The sequence below is a fragment of the Clostridium estertheticum genome (genome assembly GCF_018861295.1).
In the GTDB taxonomy this organism is placed as follows: Bacteria; Bacillota; Clostridia; order Clostridiales; family Clostridiaceae; genus Clostridium_AD; species Clostridium_AD estertheticum_D.
The window spans coordinates 107,892-126,429 of record NZ_JAHLDM010000012.1; the positions used below are offsets into that span (position 1 = coordinate 107,892).

Here is an 18,538-nt window from a genome sequence, read left to right on the forward strand (position 1 = left end):
TTATAAGTTAGGAGGATAACATTATGCAATATGCAAAGTTACATGAACTGACTTGGGATGGTACTATTTACCACAATGGTGACATGGGAATGTTGGAGGCACTGCTACCAACCGGAGGATACCAAACCGCACATTCACCGGCAATGGTGGAACTGCCTAATGGCGACCTGCTATGCTGCTGGTTCGCAGGCACCTACGAGGGCAGTGCAGATATCCACATCATCTGTTCTATCCTGCCTAAGGATGCACCGGCCTGGTTGTCACCAGTCGATATCTCTAGCGACTCCACCCGCAGTGAGCAGAATCCTTCATTGTTTTACGGCCCTGATAATGCAGTTTGGGCCATGTATACCGCTCAGCTAGACCGTCAGGAGGGAAAGGACAACATGCAGTACACATCCGTGGTTCGTTGCCAAAAGAGCACCGACGGTGGCAAGACATGGGGATCATATGAGACAATTTTCCCAGAGGAGGGCACCTTCTGTCGCCAGCCGATCCAGATCCTGTCCAACGGACGTTGGATTTTTTCAAACTGGTTGTGCACCGATTCGGTGGACGGGTTGTCCGGTGATCCAACCGCATTCCGTATCTCGGACGACGAGGGAAAGACCTGGCGAATGGTCATGATGCAAAAGAGTAATGGTCATGTTCATGCTAATGTGGTAGAGCTTGAAAATGGACATCTGGTTGCTTTTATGCGTAACCGTGAGGCTTACCGCATTCACCGTAGTGAGTCCTTTGACTGGGGCGAAACCTGGAGCAAGCCAGTACTGACCCCACTTCCAAACAACAATTCCAGCATCAGCGCACTAAGGTTGCAGAGCGGTCGTATCGCCATTGCGTACAACCCAACCTGTACGCCTGATCCTCATCCTGGCAAGGCTGCTTGGCCTGGTCTGCGTTGCCCGGTGGCGGTGGCTCTTTCTGAGGACGGCGGCCTGACTTTCCCTATTATTCGCTGGATGGAGAGAGGCGAGGGATTCATGGGTGATGAGAACAAGACCAACAATCGTCAGTACGAGTACCCATATCTTATGCAATCCGCTGACGGAGAACTACATCTTACTTACGCGTCCCACACCCGCCTTGGAGTGAAATATGTTCGATTTACCGAGCAGGACGTGTTGGGTAAAAAACGTGAGGGAGTGGGACTCTATAACCCCACAGCTGCTCAGAGTCACTAAGAGAACAAGGAAGATTCAGAGTGTGGCCATGTTTACCGACAATGGAATCGATGGTTGCGGCCTGTTCTCCCTTCCAAAGGATGCAAGAAATCTTACTTAGAAATCCTATAAATTATTATTCAAATAGAAAAGGAGAGAGTTATTATGAAGAATGTTGAATTAAAAGGTATTATCACACCAATTCTAACCCCTATGAATCCCGATGAATCGATCAATTTGAAGGAGCTGCGTAACCAGATTGAACGCATGTTGGAAGGCGGAGTCCATGGTCTGTTTCCATTCGGAACCAACGGCGAAGGTTACATCCTAAGCGAAAATGAAAAAATTCAGGTTCTTGAGACTACTATCGACCAAGTGAAAGGTCGTGTTCCAGTGTACGCAGGTACTGGCTGCATTTCCACGGCTGATACCATTCGTATTAGCAAGAAGGCACAGGAGATTGGTGCCGACGTGCTATCCATTATTACTCCTAGCTTTGCTCTTGCTTCACAAAAAGAGCTTTACGACCACTACGTTGAAATTGCTAAGCATGTAGATATTCCAATCGTGCTGTACAACATCCCTGCACGCACAGGCAACAAATTGCTTCCTGAAACCGTTGCAAAGTTGGCTAAAGATGTAGACATCATCATGGGTGCCAAAGACTCCAGTGGTGACTGGGATAACCTACTTGCCTACATAAACCTTACAAAGGACATAGACAAAGACTTCCGTGTTTTGTCCGGAAACGATGCACTAATTCTACCTTGCCTAGAGGCAGGCGGTGCAGGCGGCATCGCAGGATGTTCCAACGTATATCCTCATGTTATGGCATCTATTTATGAACTGTTCAAGGCTGGTAAGCTCGAAGAGGCTAAAGTCGCTCAGGACTCCATCGCCTCCTTCCGTGCCGTATTCAAATATGGCAACCCTAACACTGTTGTTAAAAAGGCTGTTTCTCTGCTTGGTTATCCTGTAGGCGACTGCCGCCGTCCATTCAACTACCTATGTGACGAAGGTATTGACGCACTAAAACAAGTTTTGAAGGAAAACGTTGACAAAGGGATGCGTTAATATGAGTATGCTTGAATTGATATAAGGTCCCCAACTGCAAAAAATAATTATGTATAAAAGAGAGGAGATCATACAAATGACTATTCCAATGATTATTGCCCTAGTTATCACTGTAGGCATGGTTATTTTAATCATGATAGACAAACTTCCATTCGGTGCACCTCCAATTCTTGCATGTTTACTAATGGTTATTTTTGGCGTAACCAATATCAAGACTGCCTTCGGAGGTTTTTCTAACGCTACTATTATTATGCTTGCTTCTTTCATGGCAATCGTGGCTGCTCTAGAAAAAACTAACCTTATTGGTGCATTCAGAAGAATGGTTTTGAATATGGCTAATAAAGGTGGATTTAAGGCATATATAATGTTATTTATTATAGTTATGTTAGCTAGCAGTATATTCGGCACAGGCTCAACTGCATTTTATATTCTTACTTTAGGTATATTATCTACTATACAGTATACTGACAAGTTACCACGTGGTAAAGTTATTGCTGCTGCCGGTTTCGCATGTAACCATCCACTAATTCCTATAAATGTTACATTACAATATGGTATTGTTATTGCTGTTTTAGAAGCTGCTGGTTCAACTGTTATTAAAGTTAACTTAGTAAAATTCTCTATTGTAAACTTAATACTTTCATTAGCTTATATAGCATGGGCTTTAATTGGTTATAAAGTTCTACCTAATAAAAACGTTGATGATACAGAAAATGGAGATGGTAAGGCGGCGCAAGAAATAGTCTACGATTTACCAAAATGGAAAGAATATACAACATATGCAGCCTTTTTAGCGGCTGTTGTTGGTATGATTCTTCAAAGTAAAATTGGCGATGCAGCATATATGATTCCAGGTTTATCTGCAGCTCTAGTTTTAGTTATCAATGTTTTGAATTTCGATGAAATTCGTAACAACATCGGTGCTCCAATTATTTTGATGTCTGCTGGTGTTATCGGTGTTGCAGATGCTCTTGGAAGTACAGGCTTAACTGCTTTAGTTGGTAAAACTGTAGCTAGTATGCTTGGTACTAACGTTAATGCTTTCGTACTAATCTTTGTTTTCTGTATGCTAACAAGTCTACTTGCAACCCTTACAGGATCCACTATAGGTACTGTATATGTATTTGCACCTATGGCTATTTCTACTTGCATGAGCTTGGGTCTAAATCCGACTGCTGCAGCTGCTGCAATCGTACTTTCAGGTTGGAACGGCCATTTCTTACCAATTGATGGTTTGCCAGCTATGGTAATGGGAATTGGTAAGTATAAGCTAACAGAATTTTGGAAATACACAATTCCAATGTACTTCATCCGTTTGATTGCTTTGACTGTAGCATCTGTATTGATTTTCCCACTGTAAGCTCCAAAATTACTTATTCTAGATAGCTTAAATGAATGGTAATCTTTTTGATCCACTTAATCCCTTATTGCATAAGAAGGATCTATGATAGAGGCGTATAAAAAAGAATTCACTATATAATTTGATGTGTTTATTAAAACATTAAGGAGGCTCATATGTTAAAACACAAAACAGCAATTATAACTGGATCCAGCAGAGGAATTGGCAGACAAATTGCTTTGGAGTTGTCAAGACAGGGAGCGGATGTGATCATTAATGGTAATAATCTGGAATTATTGGAAAAGCTAAAGGTTGAGATTATAGCGCAGGGAACAAAATGCACAATTGTACAGGGGGATATCGCACTGTATGAAACATCTGAAAAGTTAACCCAGACTTGTATTGATATGTATGGTAAAATCGATATCCTGGTTAATAACGCCGGTATAAACAGTCGTGTCCCATTTCTGGAATTATCTATAAAAGAATGGAACCGAATGCTAGAGGTAAACCTTAGCGGGACCTTCTATGCATGTAAATGTGTACTGCCATATATGATTGCTCAGAAAAGTGGCAATATTATCAATATATCTTCTACAGCAAGTAAGACTGCCCATCCGAATGCGTCCATCTGCTATGGAGCGTCCAAGGCAGCAGTTAATTCTTTGACACAGAAGTTAGCTTATGATATGGCACAATATAACATCAGGGTCAATGGAGTATGTCCCGGTGCCATATTGACGGATATGTCAATGCAGTGGACGAAGGAGTATTGTGAAAAGGTGGAAGATAAAATCCCGCTTGGTCATCTTGGCGAAACGAAAAATGTAGCAGATACAGTGATATTTTTGGCGTCAGGTATGTCAGCATTTATAACAGGAGAAACCATTAATGTAAATGGTGGAAGTTATATGAATTAGTTGTTTATATTAAGTTAAAGTGGACCCTGCGTCAAGGAAATTTTAAAAAAGTGGCTTAAATAAAATACCCTCATGTCATAAATATGATATGAGGGTATTTTTTATACTTTTATTAACATTTTTTCTTATAGTAATATAACAAAAATGTAATGTTAATGAAATATACTTCGATGGTCGTTGCAAATATTATTGTATATAATAAGTACATCAGATGGAGTTAAAACAATTAATTTAAAATAAAGGGAGGGTTATAAATGAAAAATATATTAAGCGTAGAAAAAATTGAAAAGTATTATGGAAATAAAGATAATGTCACAAAGGCTATAGACAGTATCAGTTTTAAGGTAGATGAAGGCGAGTTTGTTGGGATAATGGGACCTTCAGGAAGTGGTAAAACGACATTGCTTAATTGTATTTCAACTATTGATAATGTCACTACAGGGAAAATAATAATAAATAATAGTGATATTACTAGGTTGAAATCAAAAGCATTAGATAAGTTTAGACAAAATGAGTTAGGTTTTATATTTCAAGATTTTAACCTACTAGATACTCTTACTTCTTATGAAAATATAGCTTTAGCATTGACAATAAAAGGTGAGAAAAGTTCAGAAATAGATGGGAAAATAAAATCAGTAGCAAAATATTTAGACATTGAACCAGAACTAAATAAATATCCTTATCAAATGTCAGGTGGGCAAAAGCAAAGAGTTGCTTCTGCAAGAGCAATAGTAACAGAGCCATCCTTAGTACTTGCTGATGAACCAACAGGGGCGCTTGATTCTAAAACAGCTAGATTATTACTTGAAAAATTAGAAAGTCTAAACAAAGATTTAAAGACCACGATACTTATGGTTACCCATGATGCTTTTACAGCAAGCTATGCTCATAGAATCCTTTTTATTAAAGATGGAAAAACCTTTAGTGAGGTAGTAAGAGGTAAGGATACTAGAAAAGAATTCTTTAATAAAATTATAGAGGTTATAACTCTACTTGGAGGTGATGATAATGTATTCCAAAATAGCTGTAGGTAATGTAAAGAAGAGTTTTAAGGACTATGCTATATATTTTTTAACACTAACTTTAGCAGTTTGTATATTTTATAGTTTCAACTCAATTGGGTCACAAAAGGCACTTATACAAATGAAATCTGTATCTAAATTAATGAAAGTTATGTCTTATGTGTCAGTATTTATATCTATAATATTAGGTAGTTTAATATTATATGCAAATAATTTCTTGATAAAAAAACGTAAAAAAGAATTAGGAATATACATGACACTCGGTATGGGAAAAAGAAAAATATCTTTAATATTAGTAATGGAGACTTTTCTAGTTGGAGTTATATCTTTAATTAGTGGACTTATACTAGGAATTGGAGCATCACAAGGATTAGCCACCTTTGCATTAAAGTTATTTGATGTGCCGATTAATGAATATAATTTTACAGTTTCAACAGGTTCAATAGGTAAAACTGTATTATACTTTGGAATAATGTTTTTACTTGTTATGATATTTAATGTATTTGTTATATCTAAATACAAAATAATCGATTTATTAACAGCAGGTAAAAAAAATCAAGATGTTAAATTCAAAAATTCTATTATATATTTAATAGCATTTATTTTATGCGTAATATCACTTGGGTTTGCATATAAATCAATACTAAAAGTAGGTTTCAATGTACTAAACCCTATGGTCTTAATATCAATAGCTTTTGGAATATTAGGTACAGTGTTATTTTTCTTTAGCTTATCTGGACTTATATTATATGTGGTAAAGAAAAATAAAAAGGTTTATTTTAAAGGGTTAAATATATTTGTAGTAAAACAGATAAATAGTAAAGTTAATACAAACTTCATATCAATGTCTTTAATTTGCTTAATGCTATTCTTCACAATAGTAAGTTTATCTATGGGAATAGGCTTTAAAACAGTTATGGATGCAGGAATTAAAAATGCAACGCCCTTTGATGCCAGCATATCAGTAACAAAAATGGATGGAGACTACAATATAGAAGATGTTCTAAATAAAATTAATTTGAAAATAAGTAAAAATGAAAAATCCGTAGTTCATAATGAATATCTTATAGGTATGAACGCTAGTGAGTTTTTAACAACAGGAGATTTTAAAACAGACAAAGTAATTTTTGTTAAACTATCTGATTATAATAAAATTTTAAAATTTAAGAATGAAAAAGAAGTGAATTTAACTAAGGATGAAGTTTTAATTTTATCAAATACTGATAAGTTTATGAAACCAATAAATGAAAAAATAAAAAAGAGTAATAAAATTAACATTAAAGGTAAAGAATACCTAATAAAAAACCCTAAAGTTATAGAAGAAAATCTTCAAACTGCTTATTTTACGAGTAGTTTTTTTACAATAGTAATAAATGATGAGTTTTTATCAGGTTACAAAATTAGTAACTCAGTACTTAATGTAAATTATTTAGATAAAAATAGAGAAAAATATAATAAAAAATATCAAATACGCGAGGACTATGGTAAAGGGTGTAATATACTCGGTATCTCAAAGGATGGGGCTCATTCAGAAAAAATGGTAACAACAAATGTATTAATATTTATCGTAATATATTTAGGTATTGTATTTTTAATAACTAGCATGGCAGTACTCGCTCTTCAACAATTATCAGAAGCTAGTGACAGTGTAGAAAGATATAAAGCTTTAAGGAGACTTGGTGCAAACGAAAAAATGATAGATAAAACAATTTTTGTTCAAACATTGATATATTTTAGTCTTCCAGTTAGTCTTGCACTAATTCATTCAGTGGTTGGAATTAAGGTAACTAGCAATTTAATAAATAGCTTACAAGAAACAAATATTAGCTCTTCAGCATTAGTAGCAGCTTTAATATTTATTGTAATTTATGCAGGATACTTCTATACAACATATGTAGGATATAAAAATATTGTTAGGAATAAATTATAAAGAGATCTATTTTATAAAATTTATAATATGTTATGATATTAGGGTACAGAATAAAATAAGTAGGGGGTGGATAGTCCATATGAAAAAAATTATTATTATTGAAGATGATGAAGTTATAAGAGAAGAATTACAAAATTTTTTAAAAAGATATGGATATGAAGTAAAAGCTCCTATGAATTTTAATAATATAATACAATATGTTGAAAATGAGAATGCAGAACTTATATTATTAGATATTAATCTTCCAGTGTTTGATGGTTATTATATATGTAGAGAAATACGAAAAACTTCAAGGGTTCCAATTATAATAGTTACAAGTAGAGATAGTGATTTAGATGAATTAATGAGTATGAATTTAGGAGCAGATGATTTTATAACAAAGCCTTATAATATAGAAATATTATTAGCAAGGATAACTAATATTTTAAGAAGAATAGGTGAGAGTTCAAAAACTAATAATATATTAAGTTATAAAGGTTTTAATTTAAATCTTTCAAATGCAACTGTTATTTATAAGGATAAATGCTTAGAATTAACGAAAAATGAGGTTAAGATACTCTCTTACTTAATAAACAATAAGGGGAATATAGTAAAACGAGATTCGCTTATGGAATATCTATGGAAATCAGATTATTTTGTAGATGATAGTACCTTAACTGTTAATATTAATAGATTAAGAAAAAAACTTGAAGAGATAGGCATAGAAAATACTATAGAAACAAGAAGAGGGCTCGGGTATATAATGCCATGAGTATAGGTGAATTTATTAAAGAAAAAATGGTGATAATAATATCTAATATGCTGCTATTTATCATATTATCAGCTATAATGATGATTATTATTAAAGTTAATTTCATTATAATTTTATTTATTTTTTGTATTTGGTTTTTGCCATTAATTTCTTATATGACTTTAGAGTTTATAAAATTTAAAAATTATTATGATGAAATTAATAACCTATTAGAAAATTTAGATAAGAAATATCTACTTCCAGTGGTAATAAAGGAAGCAAACTTTATACAAGCGAAAAAGTTAAATTCTATACTTAAAGAGATAAGCCGCGATATGCACGAAAATGTAAAATATTATAAGGATATACAGGTAGAATATAGAGAATACATAGAGACATGGGTACATGAAATTAAAACACCAATAGCTTCTGCAAAGTTAATAATTGAAAATAATCGAGATGAAGTAACTAATAAAATAGACTTCCAGATGGATAGAATTGAGGGGTTTGTAGAACAGGTGCTTTATTATTCTCGAGGCGATGATGTTAGTAAAGACTATATTATAAAACAAATTAATCTTGATAATGTAGTAAGGCATGTAGTTAAAAGAAATTATAGAGATTTTATTCATAAGAAAATAAAATTAGATATAAAAGATATAAATGAAATTGTATATAGTGATAAGAAATGGATTGAATTTATTATTAATCAGATAATAGGAAACTCTATAAAGTACACAAGTAGTAAAGAGCCCATGATAAGTATATATTCAATTAAGAAGGCTAATTCAGTAATGTTAACCATAGAGGATAATGGTGTAGGTATAATAGATAAAGATATAAATAGAGTGTTTGAAAAAGGATTTACTGGTGAAAACGGAAGAAAATTTAGTAAAAGTACAGGAATGGGATTGTATTTATGTGAAAAACTATGTTCAAAACTGGGCTTGAAAATTACTATTGATTCCGAGGAGAATAAAGGAACTAAAGTTACATTAATATTTCCTTTGTCTAGTATGGTAAATTTTACAGATGACTAAGGATAAATTATTAAAATCTATAAGAGTTCATGTGTATGAGCCTAGAGGTGCACAAATTGAAGCATTATATGAATAAAAAGATGCAAAGAAGACGGGTTAGATAAAGAAGTAGTTGTGACTGCAATGGTTCCATGCATCCATGTGTGCAGAGTGAAAATGATTCCGTCATGAAAGGATTTGTGTAATTATGCTTGAATGTGAAAGTAACCCCATATCATTGATACGGGGTTACTTGCGACGAAATAATTGAAAAATATGCTCTATTCTCAAAATTTATCTCTTGAATTTTGAAGCTATTACACCAGTAGGCATTACAACCCTTTATTATTTACTTAGAACTCTTTACCATATTTATATGTTAGTATGTTTATAGAGATATTTATCTGTTTTAAAAATGGGGGAAGGTCAATTTCATTGGTAAAATATAATCGCAGAATACTAACTAATCTTATATTGTTGTTAAAAGGAGATTTATATGTTTAAACTTGTTCTCTATTCAATTAAGGATTTTATAATTATGTTAAGTGTTTTTCTAATAACAACCTTAATCTTTCAGAAAATATTTAATAATCCAAATTTAAAGATAAATTACGTTGTTTTTATAATACTTTTTATATCTCATGTAATACGTACTAATAGCAAAAAATATAAAGAAAATCAAGATTGAAGGGTAAAAAATATTATTTACTCAAAATAAGTTAGTTAAGTATTGATAATACTAACTAGATACAACCCTTGCTTTTGCTATTTATCTAGTACAATCTTTAGTTTTTTAGTTGGTCCATCATTTACATCCCTAAAATGTGGAGATTTATAAATTTCATATCCAAATTCAGTGCCAACATCAATCTGTTTGTTCTTCTTTACAACTGTAATCAGCTTGTTCCACTTAATAACTTGATAACCTAAACCCGTGTAAACCGTTTTTCATAACATTCTTCCCACTTTTATATTACGTAATATTCTAAAAGTTTGCCATGAAATATTTATTTAATTATACTACTTATTGCCTTATCCAAGAGTCAGAATAATTAGATTATAGATACTTACCTTCTTTATAATTTAATTCATGATATAGATTTTTAATCTTATCTATATCATTATTATTAATAATATACCACAAGTTGTCAATTTCAACTCTTTCACCAGAAAAACATATTGAATGTTTTTCTTTACCGTCTGTTTTAATCAATATAGACCAACCTTTATAATCATTTTGTTTTATATGTTCTTTTTTTATTGAGTTTATGAGATTTATTACTTTTTTGATATCTTCTTTTTTAGTTATTGTTTTTTCCTTCGGTGGGCTTGGTAATGTTATTATTTTTAAGTTATCAACATCATTTATATTAATTATTCCTTTAGTATTATCTACTGAAACTGATTTAGTGTTTGCACAACCAGAAAATATTAGAATAGATGTTAATAAAATTAATATTAATTTTTTCATAAATAAACTATTCCCCCTCAATTTTTTTACAACGTCACAGTACATTACGAGTACGAAATAAAATAGTTGCTTAATTATCCTGATTTATAAGGAAAATATAGCATCAGGCTTTAAATGCTTACTCTTTGGATGGAAATAATTAATATGTAGCCAATAGAATAGCTTAGTGATATTGTATATATTGTTCAATTCTATTTTTGAAAGGAAGCAATGTAATGAATAAAAATTTGAGGTTATTGAATTTTATACCGTTATTGATGGCAGTACCATCAATAATTATTGGGGTGATAGCCATGTACGTAAATAAAGTACCAATTGCTAACTTTTATTAGTTCGGGAGTAGAAGGAGTTCATAGATGGGTATCTGTTGGGCCAATTAAGTTTTACGTTGCGGTAATTGTCTTACCTATTATACTTATAGAGCTATGGAAATTGTTACAAATAAGAGATTGGTGGGTTTCAGCTGCTATTACTATAGTTATATCTATAACTTGGTTCGCAAAATCCAAAATTAATTAGCTTCTATTTTTTTGTCTTTGATGTTAATATTACTTATATAGAAAAGTGGTCATGAAAAAAATCACCTCAGGTGATGATTTAATTATAATACCTTTATAGATGAATGGAGGAAGTATTTTGCAGAATGGTTTGTTGCATTTAGATAATATTATTAATGTGGATAATTTTCAAAAAATTCAGGATAATATAGCGGAGGTAACAGAGATTGCTATGGTTACGGTTGATTATAAAGGCAAGAGGGTTACTACACATAGTAAATGTAGCGAATTTTGTAAATTTATAAGATCACGTTTAGACTTAAGTGAGCTTTGTGAAAAATGTGATTCTAGAGGTGGACTCGAGGCTGCTAGATTACAAGAACCATATCTATATATATGCCATGTAGGTATTTTAGATTTTGCAATCCCTATTATAGTAGATGGACAATACTTTGGAGCTGTAATGGCAGGACAAGTTATTGTTAAAGATAAACAAAAGGAAGATTTAGAACAAATAGTTAATAATAAGTGTTTTAAGATGGAATTAGAAAAAGAAACTGAGCTAAAAATTTTATATGACAAGTTACCTATTATGACTTTGGACAGGGTTAAATCTGTTGCTAATATGATTTTGCATATTAGTAATTATATTGTAGAAGAAGCCTTATTAAAAATAAATTCAAATAAACTTAATGATAAAATTCTAACGGTGGATTCCTTTAAGGTTGCAAATCTAGAATTAAAAGATACTAACAAAGTGGAAACATTGGAAGAAAATACAAAGGAAAATGTTAAACAAAAGAATAATGTTAATTTAAATATTAGTGAAAATGGAAACGTTGTAATACGTGAGAATAAATGTAATGCTATTTTAAAGCCAGCATTAGACTATATACAAGTGAGTTATAGTTACGCAATTAGCATTGATGAAATGGCATCCATGTGTAACGTTAGTCCTAGCTATTTTAGTAAGCTTTTTAAAAAGAATATTGGTGATAATTTCTCAAATTATATAAATAAAGTGAGGATTAAAAAAGCTAAAGAATTGCTTGAGGCCTCTGATATTCCAATAATAAATTTGGCTTTGGATTTAGGATTTGAGGATTGTGGTTATTTTATAAAAGTATTTAAAAGAATTGAAGGGGTAACCCCAGCAGTTTATAGAAATGAATATAATATAGGGAAATAGCACTTAGGTAAAACTAGTGCTATTTTTTTATATTTAAACACAAAGTGCAAGAAATTACTGTGTAAATTTACATTAAGTAAGCAAGGTTTTTCTACAAGAATGCGATTTACTTCAATGAAATTTCAATTAGACAGGCTTATACTTTAGGTAGATAGTTAGTAAGTTAAATTAATAACAAACGGATTGATAATGAGCAAATGCTAATATCGCCTTAAAAATATATTAAGGTAACAATTCAATAAATTATAATGTTTAAGAAAATCAAGGAGGAATAATTAATGAGAATGTATGATTATTTAGCACCTGCTGTTAACTTTATGGGAGCAGGAGCTGTAAAAGTAGTAGGCGAAAGAGCTAAAATTCTAGGTGGAAAGAAAGCGTTAATAGTAACTGATAAATTTCTTAAAAGTCTTCCGGGCGGAGCAGTAGCACAAGTTGAAGTTTCATTAAAGGAAGCAGGTATTAGCCTTGTATACTATGATAATGTTGAGCCAAATCCTAAGGATAGAAACGCGATTGAAGGTGCCAAAATATTCAAAGATGAAAACTGTGACATGATTATTACGGTTGGTGGTGGAAGCTCACATGACTGTGGTAAAGGTATCGGGATACTAGCAACCCATTCAGGAGAATTGTTTGACTATGCAGGCATAGAGACTCTTGCGAATCCACTTCCTCCAATTATTGCTGTTAATACCACAGCTGGAACAGGTAGTGAAGTTACACGTCACTGTGTTATAACAAACACTAAAACTAATATTAAATTTGTTATAGTTAGTTGGAGAAACTTACCATCAGTTTCAATTAATGATCCATTAACAATGGTTGGAATGCCTGCAGGACTTACAGCTGCAACCGGCATGGATGCGTTGACTCATGCTATAGAAGCATACGTTTCAAAGGATGCTAATCCTGTTACAGATGCCTCAGCTATCCAAGCTATTAAATTGATATCAAACAATTTAAGACAAGCTTATGCACTAGGTGAGAACTTAGTAGCTAGAGAAAATATGTGTTATGCTTCACTTCTTGCTGGTATGGCATTTAATAATGCTAACTTAGGTTATGTACATGCAATGGCTCATCAATTAGGTGGACTTTATGATATGCCTCATGGAGTTGCTAATGCTATACTACTTCCCTTCGTTGAGAAATGGAACGTTATTTCAAATCCACAGAAATTTGCCGATATAGCAGAATTCATGGGTGAAAACATACAAGGACTTTCAGTATTGGATGCGGCGCAGAAATCTATTGATGCTATGTTTAGACTTGCAAAGGATGTTGGAATTCCAGCTAACTTAAGATCACAAGGAGCTAAAGAAGAAGACATCGAATACATGGCTGACTGGGCATTAAAAGATGGTAATGCCTTTAGTAATCCAAGAAAAGGAAATAAAAAAGATATTGCACAATTATTTAAATCAGCATTTTAATCTTGTAACTTCGCAGAAGATGATTTAATAGTTTCGTAGAAGATGATTTAACAGCTTTGAAAAAGATGATTAATAGAAATTAATAATATAAGTTAAAACAGTAATAATATGTCCTCGGTGTATTTGTTGAGGATATATTATAAATTTCGAATATCTTTGATAGTTATAAATTTAACAAATGTTTAATTTAATAATATAGGATAAATATGGATTTTAATGAATAACACACTAATTAATAATATATTTTAAGAGAGGAAGTTTTAATATGTATGTTGTGCAAGATGGATTTAGTAAACCAACAAAGAGGGTAGAGGCATTAAAGGAACAAATACTATCAGCGGTTCCCTGTATTGAAGTGGATAGAGCGTTATTAATAACAGAATCATTTAAAGAAACAGAAGGAAAATCTATAGTAGTGCGTAGGGCTAAAGCACTTGAAAAGATATTAAACGAAATTCCTATTATTATAAGAGCGGAAGAGCTAATAGTTGGAAGTTTGACCAAGGAAGCAAGATCAGCTCAAATTTTTCCTGAATTCTCAAATAAGTGGATTAAAGATGAATTTGAAACCATAGGAAAGAGAAAAGGCGATTCATTCCAAATTACTGAAAAGGCAAAAAAACAACTTACAGAAGTATTTGATTATTGGGAAGGTAAAACTACTAATGAACTTGCTACTTCATATATGTATCCAGAAACTATTGAGGCAATGAATGAAAATGTATTTACAGTTGCAAACTATTATCTTAATGGAGTAGGACATGTATCTGTAGATTATGCTAAGGTTTTGGCTAAAGGATATAAGGGGATTATTGAGGAAGTTAAGTGTGCAATTAAGAATGCTGATAAAGAAAATCCGCAGTATATTAAGCAAAAACTATTTTGGGAATCTATCATAGGTTCTTGCAAAGCAGTAATAAATTATGCACATAGATATGCAAAGCTTGCAAGAGAAATGGCCTCAAAAGAATCTAATGAAAAGCGCGCTAAAGAATTATTACAAATAGCTAAAAACTGTGAAACAGTACCTGAAAATGGGGCAACTAATTTTTATGAAGCTTGTCAATCATTTTGGTTTGTGCATGCAGTTATAAACATAGAATCAAATGGACATTCTATTTCTCCAACAAGATTTGATCAATATATGTATCCATATTATGAAATAGAATTAAATTCAGGAAAGTTTGACATAGATAAAATTCAAGAACTTATTGATTGTGTATGGGTTAAATTAAATGACATTAACAAAGTTCGTGATGAAGTATCAACAAGAGCATTCGGTGGATATCCAATGTTTCAAAACCTATGTGTAGGTGGACAAACTAGAGAGGGTAAAGATGCTACAAATGATCTATCATATATGTGCATAGATGCTACGGCTCATGTAAGATTATCGGCACCATCTTTTTCGGTAAGAATATGGAACAAAACGCCAGATGAATTTTTAATAAGATCCTGTGAGTTAAGCAGATTAGGTCTGGGTATGCCAGCATTTTATAATGATGAAGTTGTAATTACAGCTTTAGTTAGTAATGGATTAACAATGGAAGATGCTAGAGAATATGGAATTATAGGTTGTGTTGAACCGCAAAAACCAGGAAAAACAGAAGGATGGCATGATTCAGGTTTCTTTAATCTAGCAAGACTATTAGAAGTCACTATAAATAATGGTATGAGTAACGGAAAACAAATAGGACCTAAGACTGGAGAATTTACAAAGTTCAAGTCGATTGAAGAAGTTGTTCAAGCTTATACTAAACAAATGGAATACTTTGTTTATCAATTATCAGTAGCAGACAATTCTATTGATCTTGCTCATGCAGAAAGAGCACCATTACCATTCCTATCTTGTATGGTTGATGATTGTATAACAGACGGCATGTCACTTCAAGAAGGTGGAGCACATTATAACTTTACAGGGCCACAAGGTGTTGGTGTTGCAAATGTAGGAGATTCTTTTGCAGCCATTAAAAAGCTTGTATTTGATACTAAAAAAGTAACTTTAAAAGACTTAAAAGAAGCTCTAGACACTAACTTTGGTGAAGAAGATCCAACTTTAAAGGAAAATTTAGAGGATTTAAGACAAATGTTAATTCATAGAGCACCTAAGTTTGGTAATGATATTGACGAAGTTGATGAACTAGCAAGGCAAGGAGCATATATTTACTGCAAAGAAGTCGCAAAACATAAAAATCCAAGAGGTGGCAATTTCCATGCAGGATTATACCCAGCAGCAATTAACATCTTATTTGGTGATCTTATTGGAGCAACTCCAGACGGTAGAAAAGCACATGAAGCATTAGCTGATGGTGTATCTCCAGTTAGAGGCGCTGATAGTAATGGACCAACTGCTGCTATAAATTCAGTAGCAAAATTAGATCATTTTATTGCATCTAATGGTACTTTATTAAATCAAAAATTTCATCCAGGTTCAATTCAGGGAAGCGGTGGACTTAAAAATTTAGCGTCACTTGTTAGGAGCTTTTTTGATCAAAAAGGTATGCATGTACAATTTAATATAATCGATAAGGAAACTCTTGTTGAAGCACAAAAGGAACCAAGTAAATATAGAGATTTAGTAGTACGTGTTGCCGGTTATAGTGCCCAATTTATAACATTAGATAAAGCAATTCAAGATGATATTATAAAGAGAACTGAACAAACTTTCTAAAAAGGAGGAAAAGCAAATGCTTACAAAAGGAATTAACTATGAGCAAAAAGGCATAATTTTTAATATGCAACGCTTTTCTATACATGATGGACCTGGAATTAGGACAATAGTATTTTTAAAAGGATGTCCTTTAAAATGTGATTGGTGTAGTAATCCTGAATCACAAGATCCAGTAGTTGAAATTATGTTTAATGAAAAAAATTGTACTGGGTGTAAAAAATGTGAAAGAAATTGCCCAGAAGGTGCAATTAATATGCTAAGGACTGGAAGAATAGATAGAGCAAAATGTACTAGTTGTGGAGTTTGCGCTGAAAATTGTTATCCAGGAGGTCTTGTAAAATCAGGAGAAGAAACTACTGTTGAGAAGGTAATGACTGAACTAAAAAAAGAAACTATCCAGTTCAGACGTTCCGGAGGTGGAGTTACATTATCTGGAGGAGAATTACTTATGCAACCAGAATTTGCAATTGAACTTTTAAAAGCTTGCAAGGCAATGGGATGGCATACTGCAATAGAAACTACAGGATATGCTAGTGAAGATACAATAGACAAGTTAATTCCTTTGGTTGATTTAGTACTTTTAGATATAAAACACTTAGATGATGAAAAACATAAAAAGTATGTTCATGTAAGTAATGAGGTTATAGTTAAAAATGCTAAAAAAATATCTACCATAGGCACAGAGCTTATTATAAGGGTACCTGTTATTCCAAAATTTAATTGCGATAAAAATAGTATATCTGATATAGCTAAGTTTGCAAAAAGTTTAAATGGAGTACAGCGCTTAGATTTACTACCATATCATAAGCTTGGTGCCAATAAGTATGAGAACTTAGGGCTAGATTATACAATGGGACAGGAAATTAAAACACCAGATGAGGATACTATGAATAATTTTAAAAAAATAGTAGAGGAATATGGATTAGAATGTACTATTGGAGGCTAAAGAAGAATAAAGAAATTTGATTTATAGCCCTAATCATTGAACAATGTTGTTTCAATGATTAGGGTTTGTTTTTTGACTTATTTGCTGTTGCAACGGGTATAGGTAAAACATATCTTGCTGCTTTTGATTCAGTGGATTTTAATAGAAGTTTATTTGTTTGTAGTCTTGTTTTTGGGTTTATTTTTTAAAACATTTAAAATCCATTCATCAAAACTGGTTCCTTTATCGCCCTCATATACATCATATGGCTCAGGATAAAGTTGCTTAAATTTCTCTTTAAACTTAGTTATTTCAAAACTTTCCGTTATTACATTATCTACATGATATAGTTTTTTGTTTATGTCTTTGATCAAATGAACCTTGGGTTTACCGAGTTTCAAACGTTTACCATTCTTAGTTATGCCTAAGGATTGAGTTGCCCGGAGAGCTTCCTCTTTAACTTTAAATACTAAATCATGCATTGCTAATCTTGTTAATACATCTCGCGATTTTTGACATTTCCAATTTTTCAACTCATTTACTGCTTCAAGTCTTTTTCTCCAATTAGCTTTATCATCTGCCATTTTAACTAACTCATTAATATTATTAGGAGTTTCTTTCTTAATTTCGCTTACTGACACCTAATACACCGCCTATTTTATTTATTTTCTATAATGTATATTAAAAAGCATAATAAAATATAACTTTTCAACTCAAATAAGTCTACATATAAGAAAATGTTGTGAAAAAAGACTTCTGCATTTATATTATTATGATCACGATGAGTGTTACTTATCGACAGCGCCAATTGGCGTATAATAAGATGCTATATTGCATGGGATTGATAGCTTAAAAATAAAAAAAACCACTGGTTTCCAGAGGTTTCTTATTATTCAACTTTTCTAAGGTTTTTAGATATTTCTATAATTCTACTATCATTATACGACACTTTCATACTTATACTATTTACATCTATTTGAAGTCTGTCAATTTTATCATCAATAATCGTTATATGTTCAGAATTACTTTTATATCCATCCAAAAGAGCATCACTGGTAGGGATAAGTTTTCCATCTATCTTCACACCTATTTTTTTAACCTCATTTTCAAGGCTACCAAGTCTAGTTTCAAGCTTATCAAATCGTTCAGTGT

The 18,538-nt window shown here is 32.4% G+C and carries 14 protein-coding genes and 1 pseudogene; 12 read left to right on the plus strand and 3 right to left on the minus strand.

Annotation, left to right across the window (positions count from 1 at the left end):
* The first annotated feature begins 23 nt into the window (after positions 1–23).
* The 8 genes from KPL54_RS13395 to KPL54_RS13430 all read left to right on the plus strand — a co-directional run bounded on the left by KPL54_RS13395 (position 24) and on the right by KPL54_RS13430 (position 9,218).
* Positions 24–1,184, plus strand: coding sequence for a sialidase family protein (locus KPL54_RS13395; protein WP_216107033.1), 1,161 nt, complete (start codon positions 24–26; stop codon positions 1,182–1,184).
* A gap of 144 nt (positions 1,185–1,328) precedes the next feature.
* The gene (gene dapA / locus KPL54_RS13400; protein WP_216107034.1) at positions 1,329–2,237 is read left to right on the plus strand and encodes a 4-hydroxy-tetrahydrodipicolinate synthase; all 909 of its coding nucleotides are present in this window, start codon (positions 1,329–1,331) and stop codon (positions 2,235–2,237) included.
* Between the two features lie 76 nt (positions 2,238–2,313).
* Positions 2,314–3,597 (plus strand): SLC13 family permease, encoded by a 1,284-nt coding sequence (locus tag KPL54_RS13405; RefSeq protein WP_216107035.1) that lies wholly within the window; start codon positions 2,314–2,316, stop codon positions 3,595–3,597.
* A gap of 155 nt (positions 3,598–3,752) precedes the next feature.
* On the plus strand, positions 3,753–4,496 hold the full coding sequence (locus KPL54_RS13410; protein ID WP_216107036.1) for an SDR family NAD(P)-dependent oxidoreductase: 744 nt from the start codon (positions 3,753–3,755) through the stop codon (positions 4,494–4,496).
* 254 nt (positions 4,497–4,750) lie between these two features.
* Positions 4,751–5,530 (plus strand): ABC transporter ATP-binding protein, encoded by a 780-nt coding sequence (locus tag KPL54_RS13415; protein WP_216107037.1) that lies wholly within the window; start codon positions 4,751–4,753, stop codon positions 5,528–5,530.
* Complete coding sequence (locus KPL54_RS13420) at positions 5,505–7,448, plus strand: FtsX-like permease family protein (protein ID WP_216107038.1); 1,944 nt, start codon at positions 5,505–5,507, stop codon at positions 7,446–7,448. The genes KPL54_RS13415 and KPL54_RS13420 overlap by 26 nt, the downstream gene beginning before the upstream one ends.
* 79 nt (positions 7,449–7,527) lie before the next feature.
* Positions 7,528–8,199 (plus strand): response regulator transcription factor, encoded by a 672-nt coding sequence (locus KPL54_RS13425; protein ID WP_216107039.1) that lies wholly within the window; start codon positions 7,528–7,530, stop codon positions 8,197–8,199.
* Positions 8,196–9,218 (plus strand): sensor histidine kinase, encoded by a 1,023-nt coding sequence (locus KPL54_RS13430; RefSeq protein ID WP_216107040.1) that lies wholly within the window; start codon positions 8,196–8,198, stop codon positions 9,216–9,218. The genes KPL54_RS13425 and KPL54_RS13430 overlap by 4 nt, the downstream gene beginning before the upstream one ends.
* A 1,036-nt stretch (positions 9,219–10,254) precedes the next feature.
* Here the strand turns inward: KPL54_RS13430 and KPL54_RS13435 are convergent.
* The gene (locus KPL54_RS13435) at positions 10,255–10,668 is read right to left on the minus strand and encodes a hypothetical protein (protein ID WP_216107041.1); all 414 of its coding nucleotides are present in this window, start codon (positions 10,666–10,668) and stop codon (positions 10,255–10,257) included.
* Between the two features lie 636 nt (positions 10,669–11,304).
* On the opposite strand from KPL54_RS13435, the gene KPL54_RS13440 reads away from it, so the two are divergent.
* From KPL54_RS13440 to KPL54_RS13455, 4 genes are all read left to right on the plus strand, one after another.
* The gene (locus tag KPL54_RS13440) at positions 11,305–12,354 is read left to right on the plus strand and encodes a PocR ligand-binding domain-containing protein (RefSeq protein ID WP_216107042.1); all 1,050 of its coding nucleotides are present in this window, start codon (positions 11,305–11,307) and stop codon (positions 12,352–12,354) included.
* A gap of 278 nt (positions 12,355–12,632) precedes the next feature.
* Positions 12,633–13,790 carry an iron-containing alcohol dehydrogenase gene (locus KPL54_RS13445; RefSeq protein WP_216107043.1) on the plus strand — a complete coding sequence of 386 codons (1,158 nt, stop codon included), beginning with the start codon at positions 12,633–12,635 and terminating at the stop codon, positions 13,788–13,790.
* Between the two features lie 265 nt (positions 13,791–14,055).
* On the plus strand, positions 14,056–16,461 hold the full coding sequence (locus KPL54_RS13450) for a glycyl radical protein (protein WP_216107044.1): 2,406 nt from the start codon (positions 14,056–14,058) through the stop codon (positions 16,459–16,461).
* 16 nt (positions 16,462–16,477) lie between these two features.
* Positions 16,478–17,407, plus strand: a complete 930-nt coding sequence (locus KPL54_RS13455) for a glycyl-radical enzyme activating protein (RefSeq protein WP_216107045.1) — start codon at positions 16,478–16,480, stop codon at positions 17,405–17,407.
* A gap of 149 nt (positions 17,408–17,556) precedes the next feature.
* Here the strand turns inward: KPL54_RS13455 and KPL54_RS13460 are convergent, their stop codons facing one another.
* Both KPL54_RS13460 and KPL54_RS13465 read right to left on the minus strand, forming a co-directional pair.
* Positions 17,557–18,027: a HEAT repeat domain-containing protein gene (locus KPL54_RS13460; RefSeq protein WP_216107046.1), complete on the minus strand. Its 471-nt coding sequence runs from the start codon at positions 18,025–18,027 to the stop codon at positions 17,557–17,559.
* A 248-nt stretch (positions 18,028–18,275) separates the two neighbouring features.
* Positions 18,276–18,538: pseudogene (locus KPL54_RS13465) on the minus strand (hypothetical protein); the annotation flags it as partial.

Coding starts and splice junctions, on each gene's coding strand:
- KPL54_RS13395 (WP_216107033.1), top strand. CDS start 24: ATGCAATATGCAAAGTTACATGAACTGACTTGGGATGGTACTATTTAC.
- dapA (WP_216107034.1), top strand. CDS start 1,329: ATGAAGAATGTTGAATTAAAAGGTATTATCACACCAATTCTAACCCCT.
- KPL54_RS13405 (WP_216107035.1), top strand. CDS start 2,314: ATGACTATTCCAATGATTATTGCCCTAGTTATCACTGTAGGCATGGTT.
- KPL54_RS13410 (WP_216107036.1), top strand. CDS start 3,753: ATGTTAAAACACAAAACAGCAATTATAACTGGATCCAGCAGAGGAATT.
- KPL54_RS13415 (WP_216107037.1), top strand. CDS start 4,751: ATGAAAAATATATTAAGCGTAGAAAAAATTGAAAAGTATTATGGAAAT.
- KPL54_RS13420 (WP_216107038.1), top strand. CDS start 5,505: ATGTATTCCAAAATAGCTGTAGGTAATGTAAAGAAGAGTTTTAAGGAC.
- KPL54_RS13425 (WP_216107039.1), top strand. CDS start 7,528: ATGAAAAAAATTATTATTATTGAAGATGATGAAGTTATAAGAGAAGAA.
- KPL54_RS13430 (WP_216107040.1), top strand. CDS start 8,196: ATGAGTATAGGTGAATTTATTAAAGAAAAAATGGTGATAATAATATCT.
- KPL54_RS13435 (WP_216107041.1), bottom strand. CDS start 10,668: ATGAAAAAATTAATATTAATTTTATTAACATCTATTCTAATATTTTCT.
- KPL54_RS13445 (WP_216107043.1), top strand. CDS start 12,633: ATGAGAATGTATGATTATTTAGCACCTGCTGTTAACTTTATGGGAGCA.
- KPL54_RS13450 (WP_216107044.1), top strand. CDS start 14,056: ATGTATGTTGTGCAAGATGGATTTAGTAAACCAACAAAGAGGGTAGAG.
- KPL54_RS13455 (WP_216107045.1), top strand. CDS start 16,478: ATGCTTACAAAAGGAATTAACTATGAGCAAAAAGGCATAATTTTTAAT.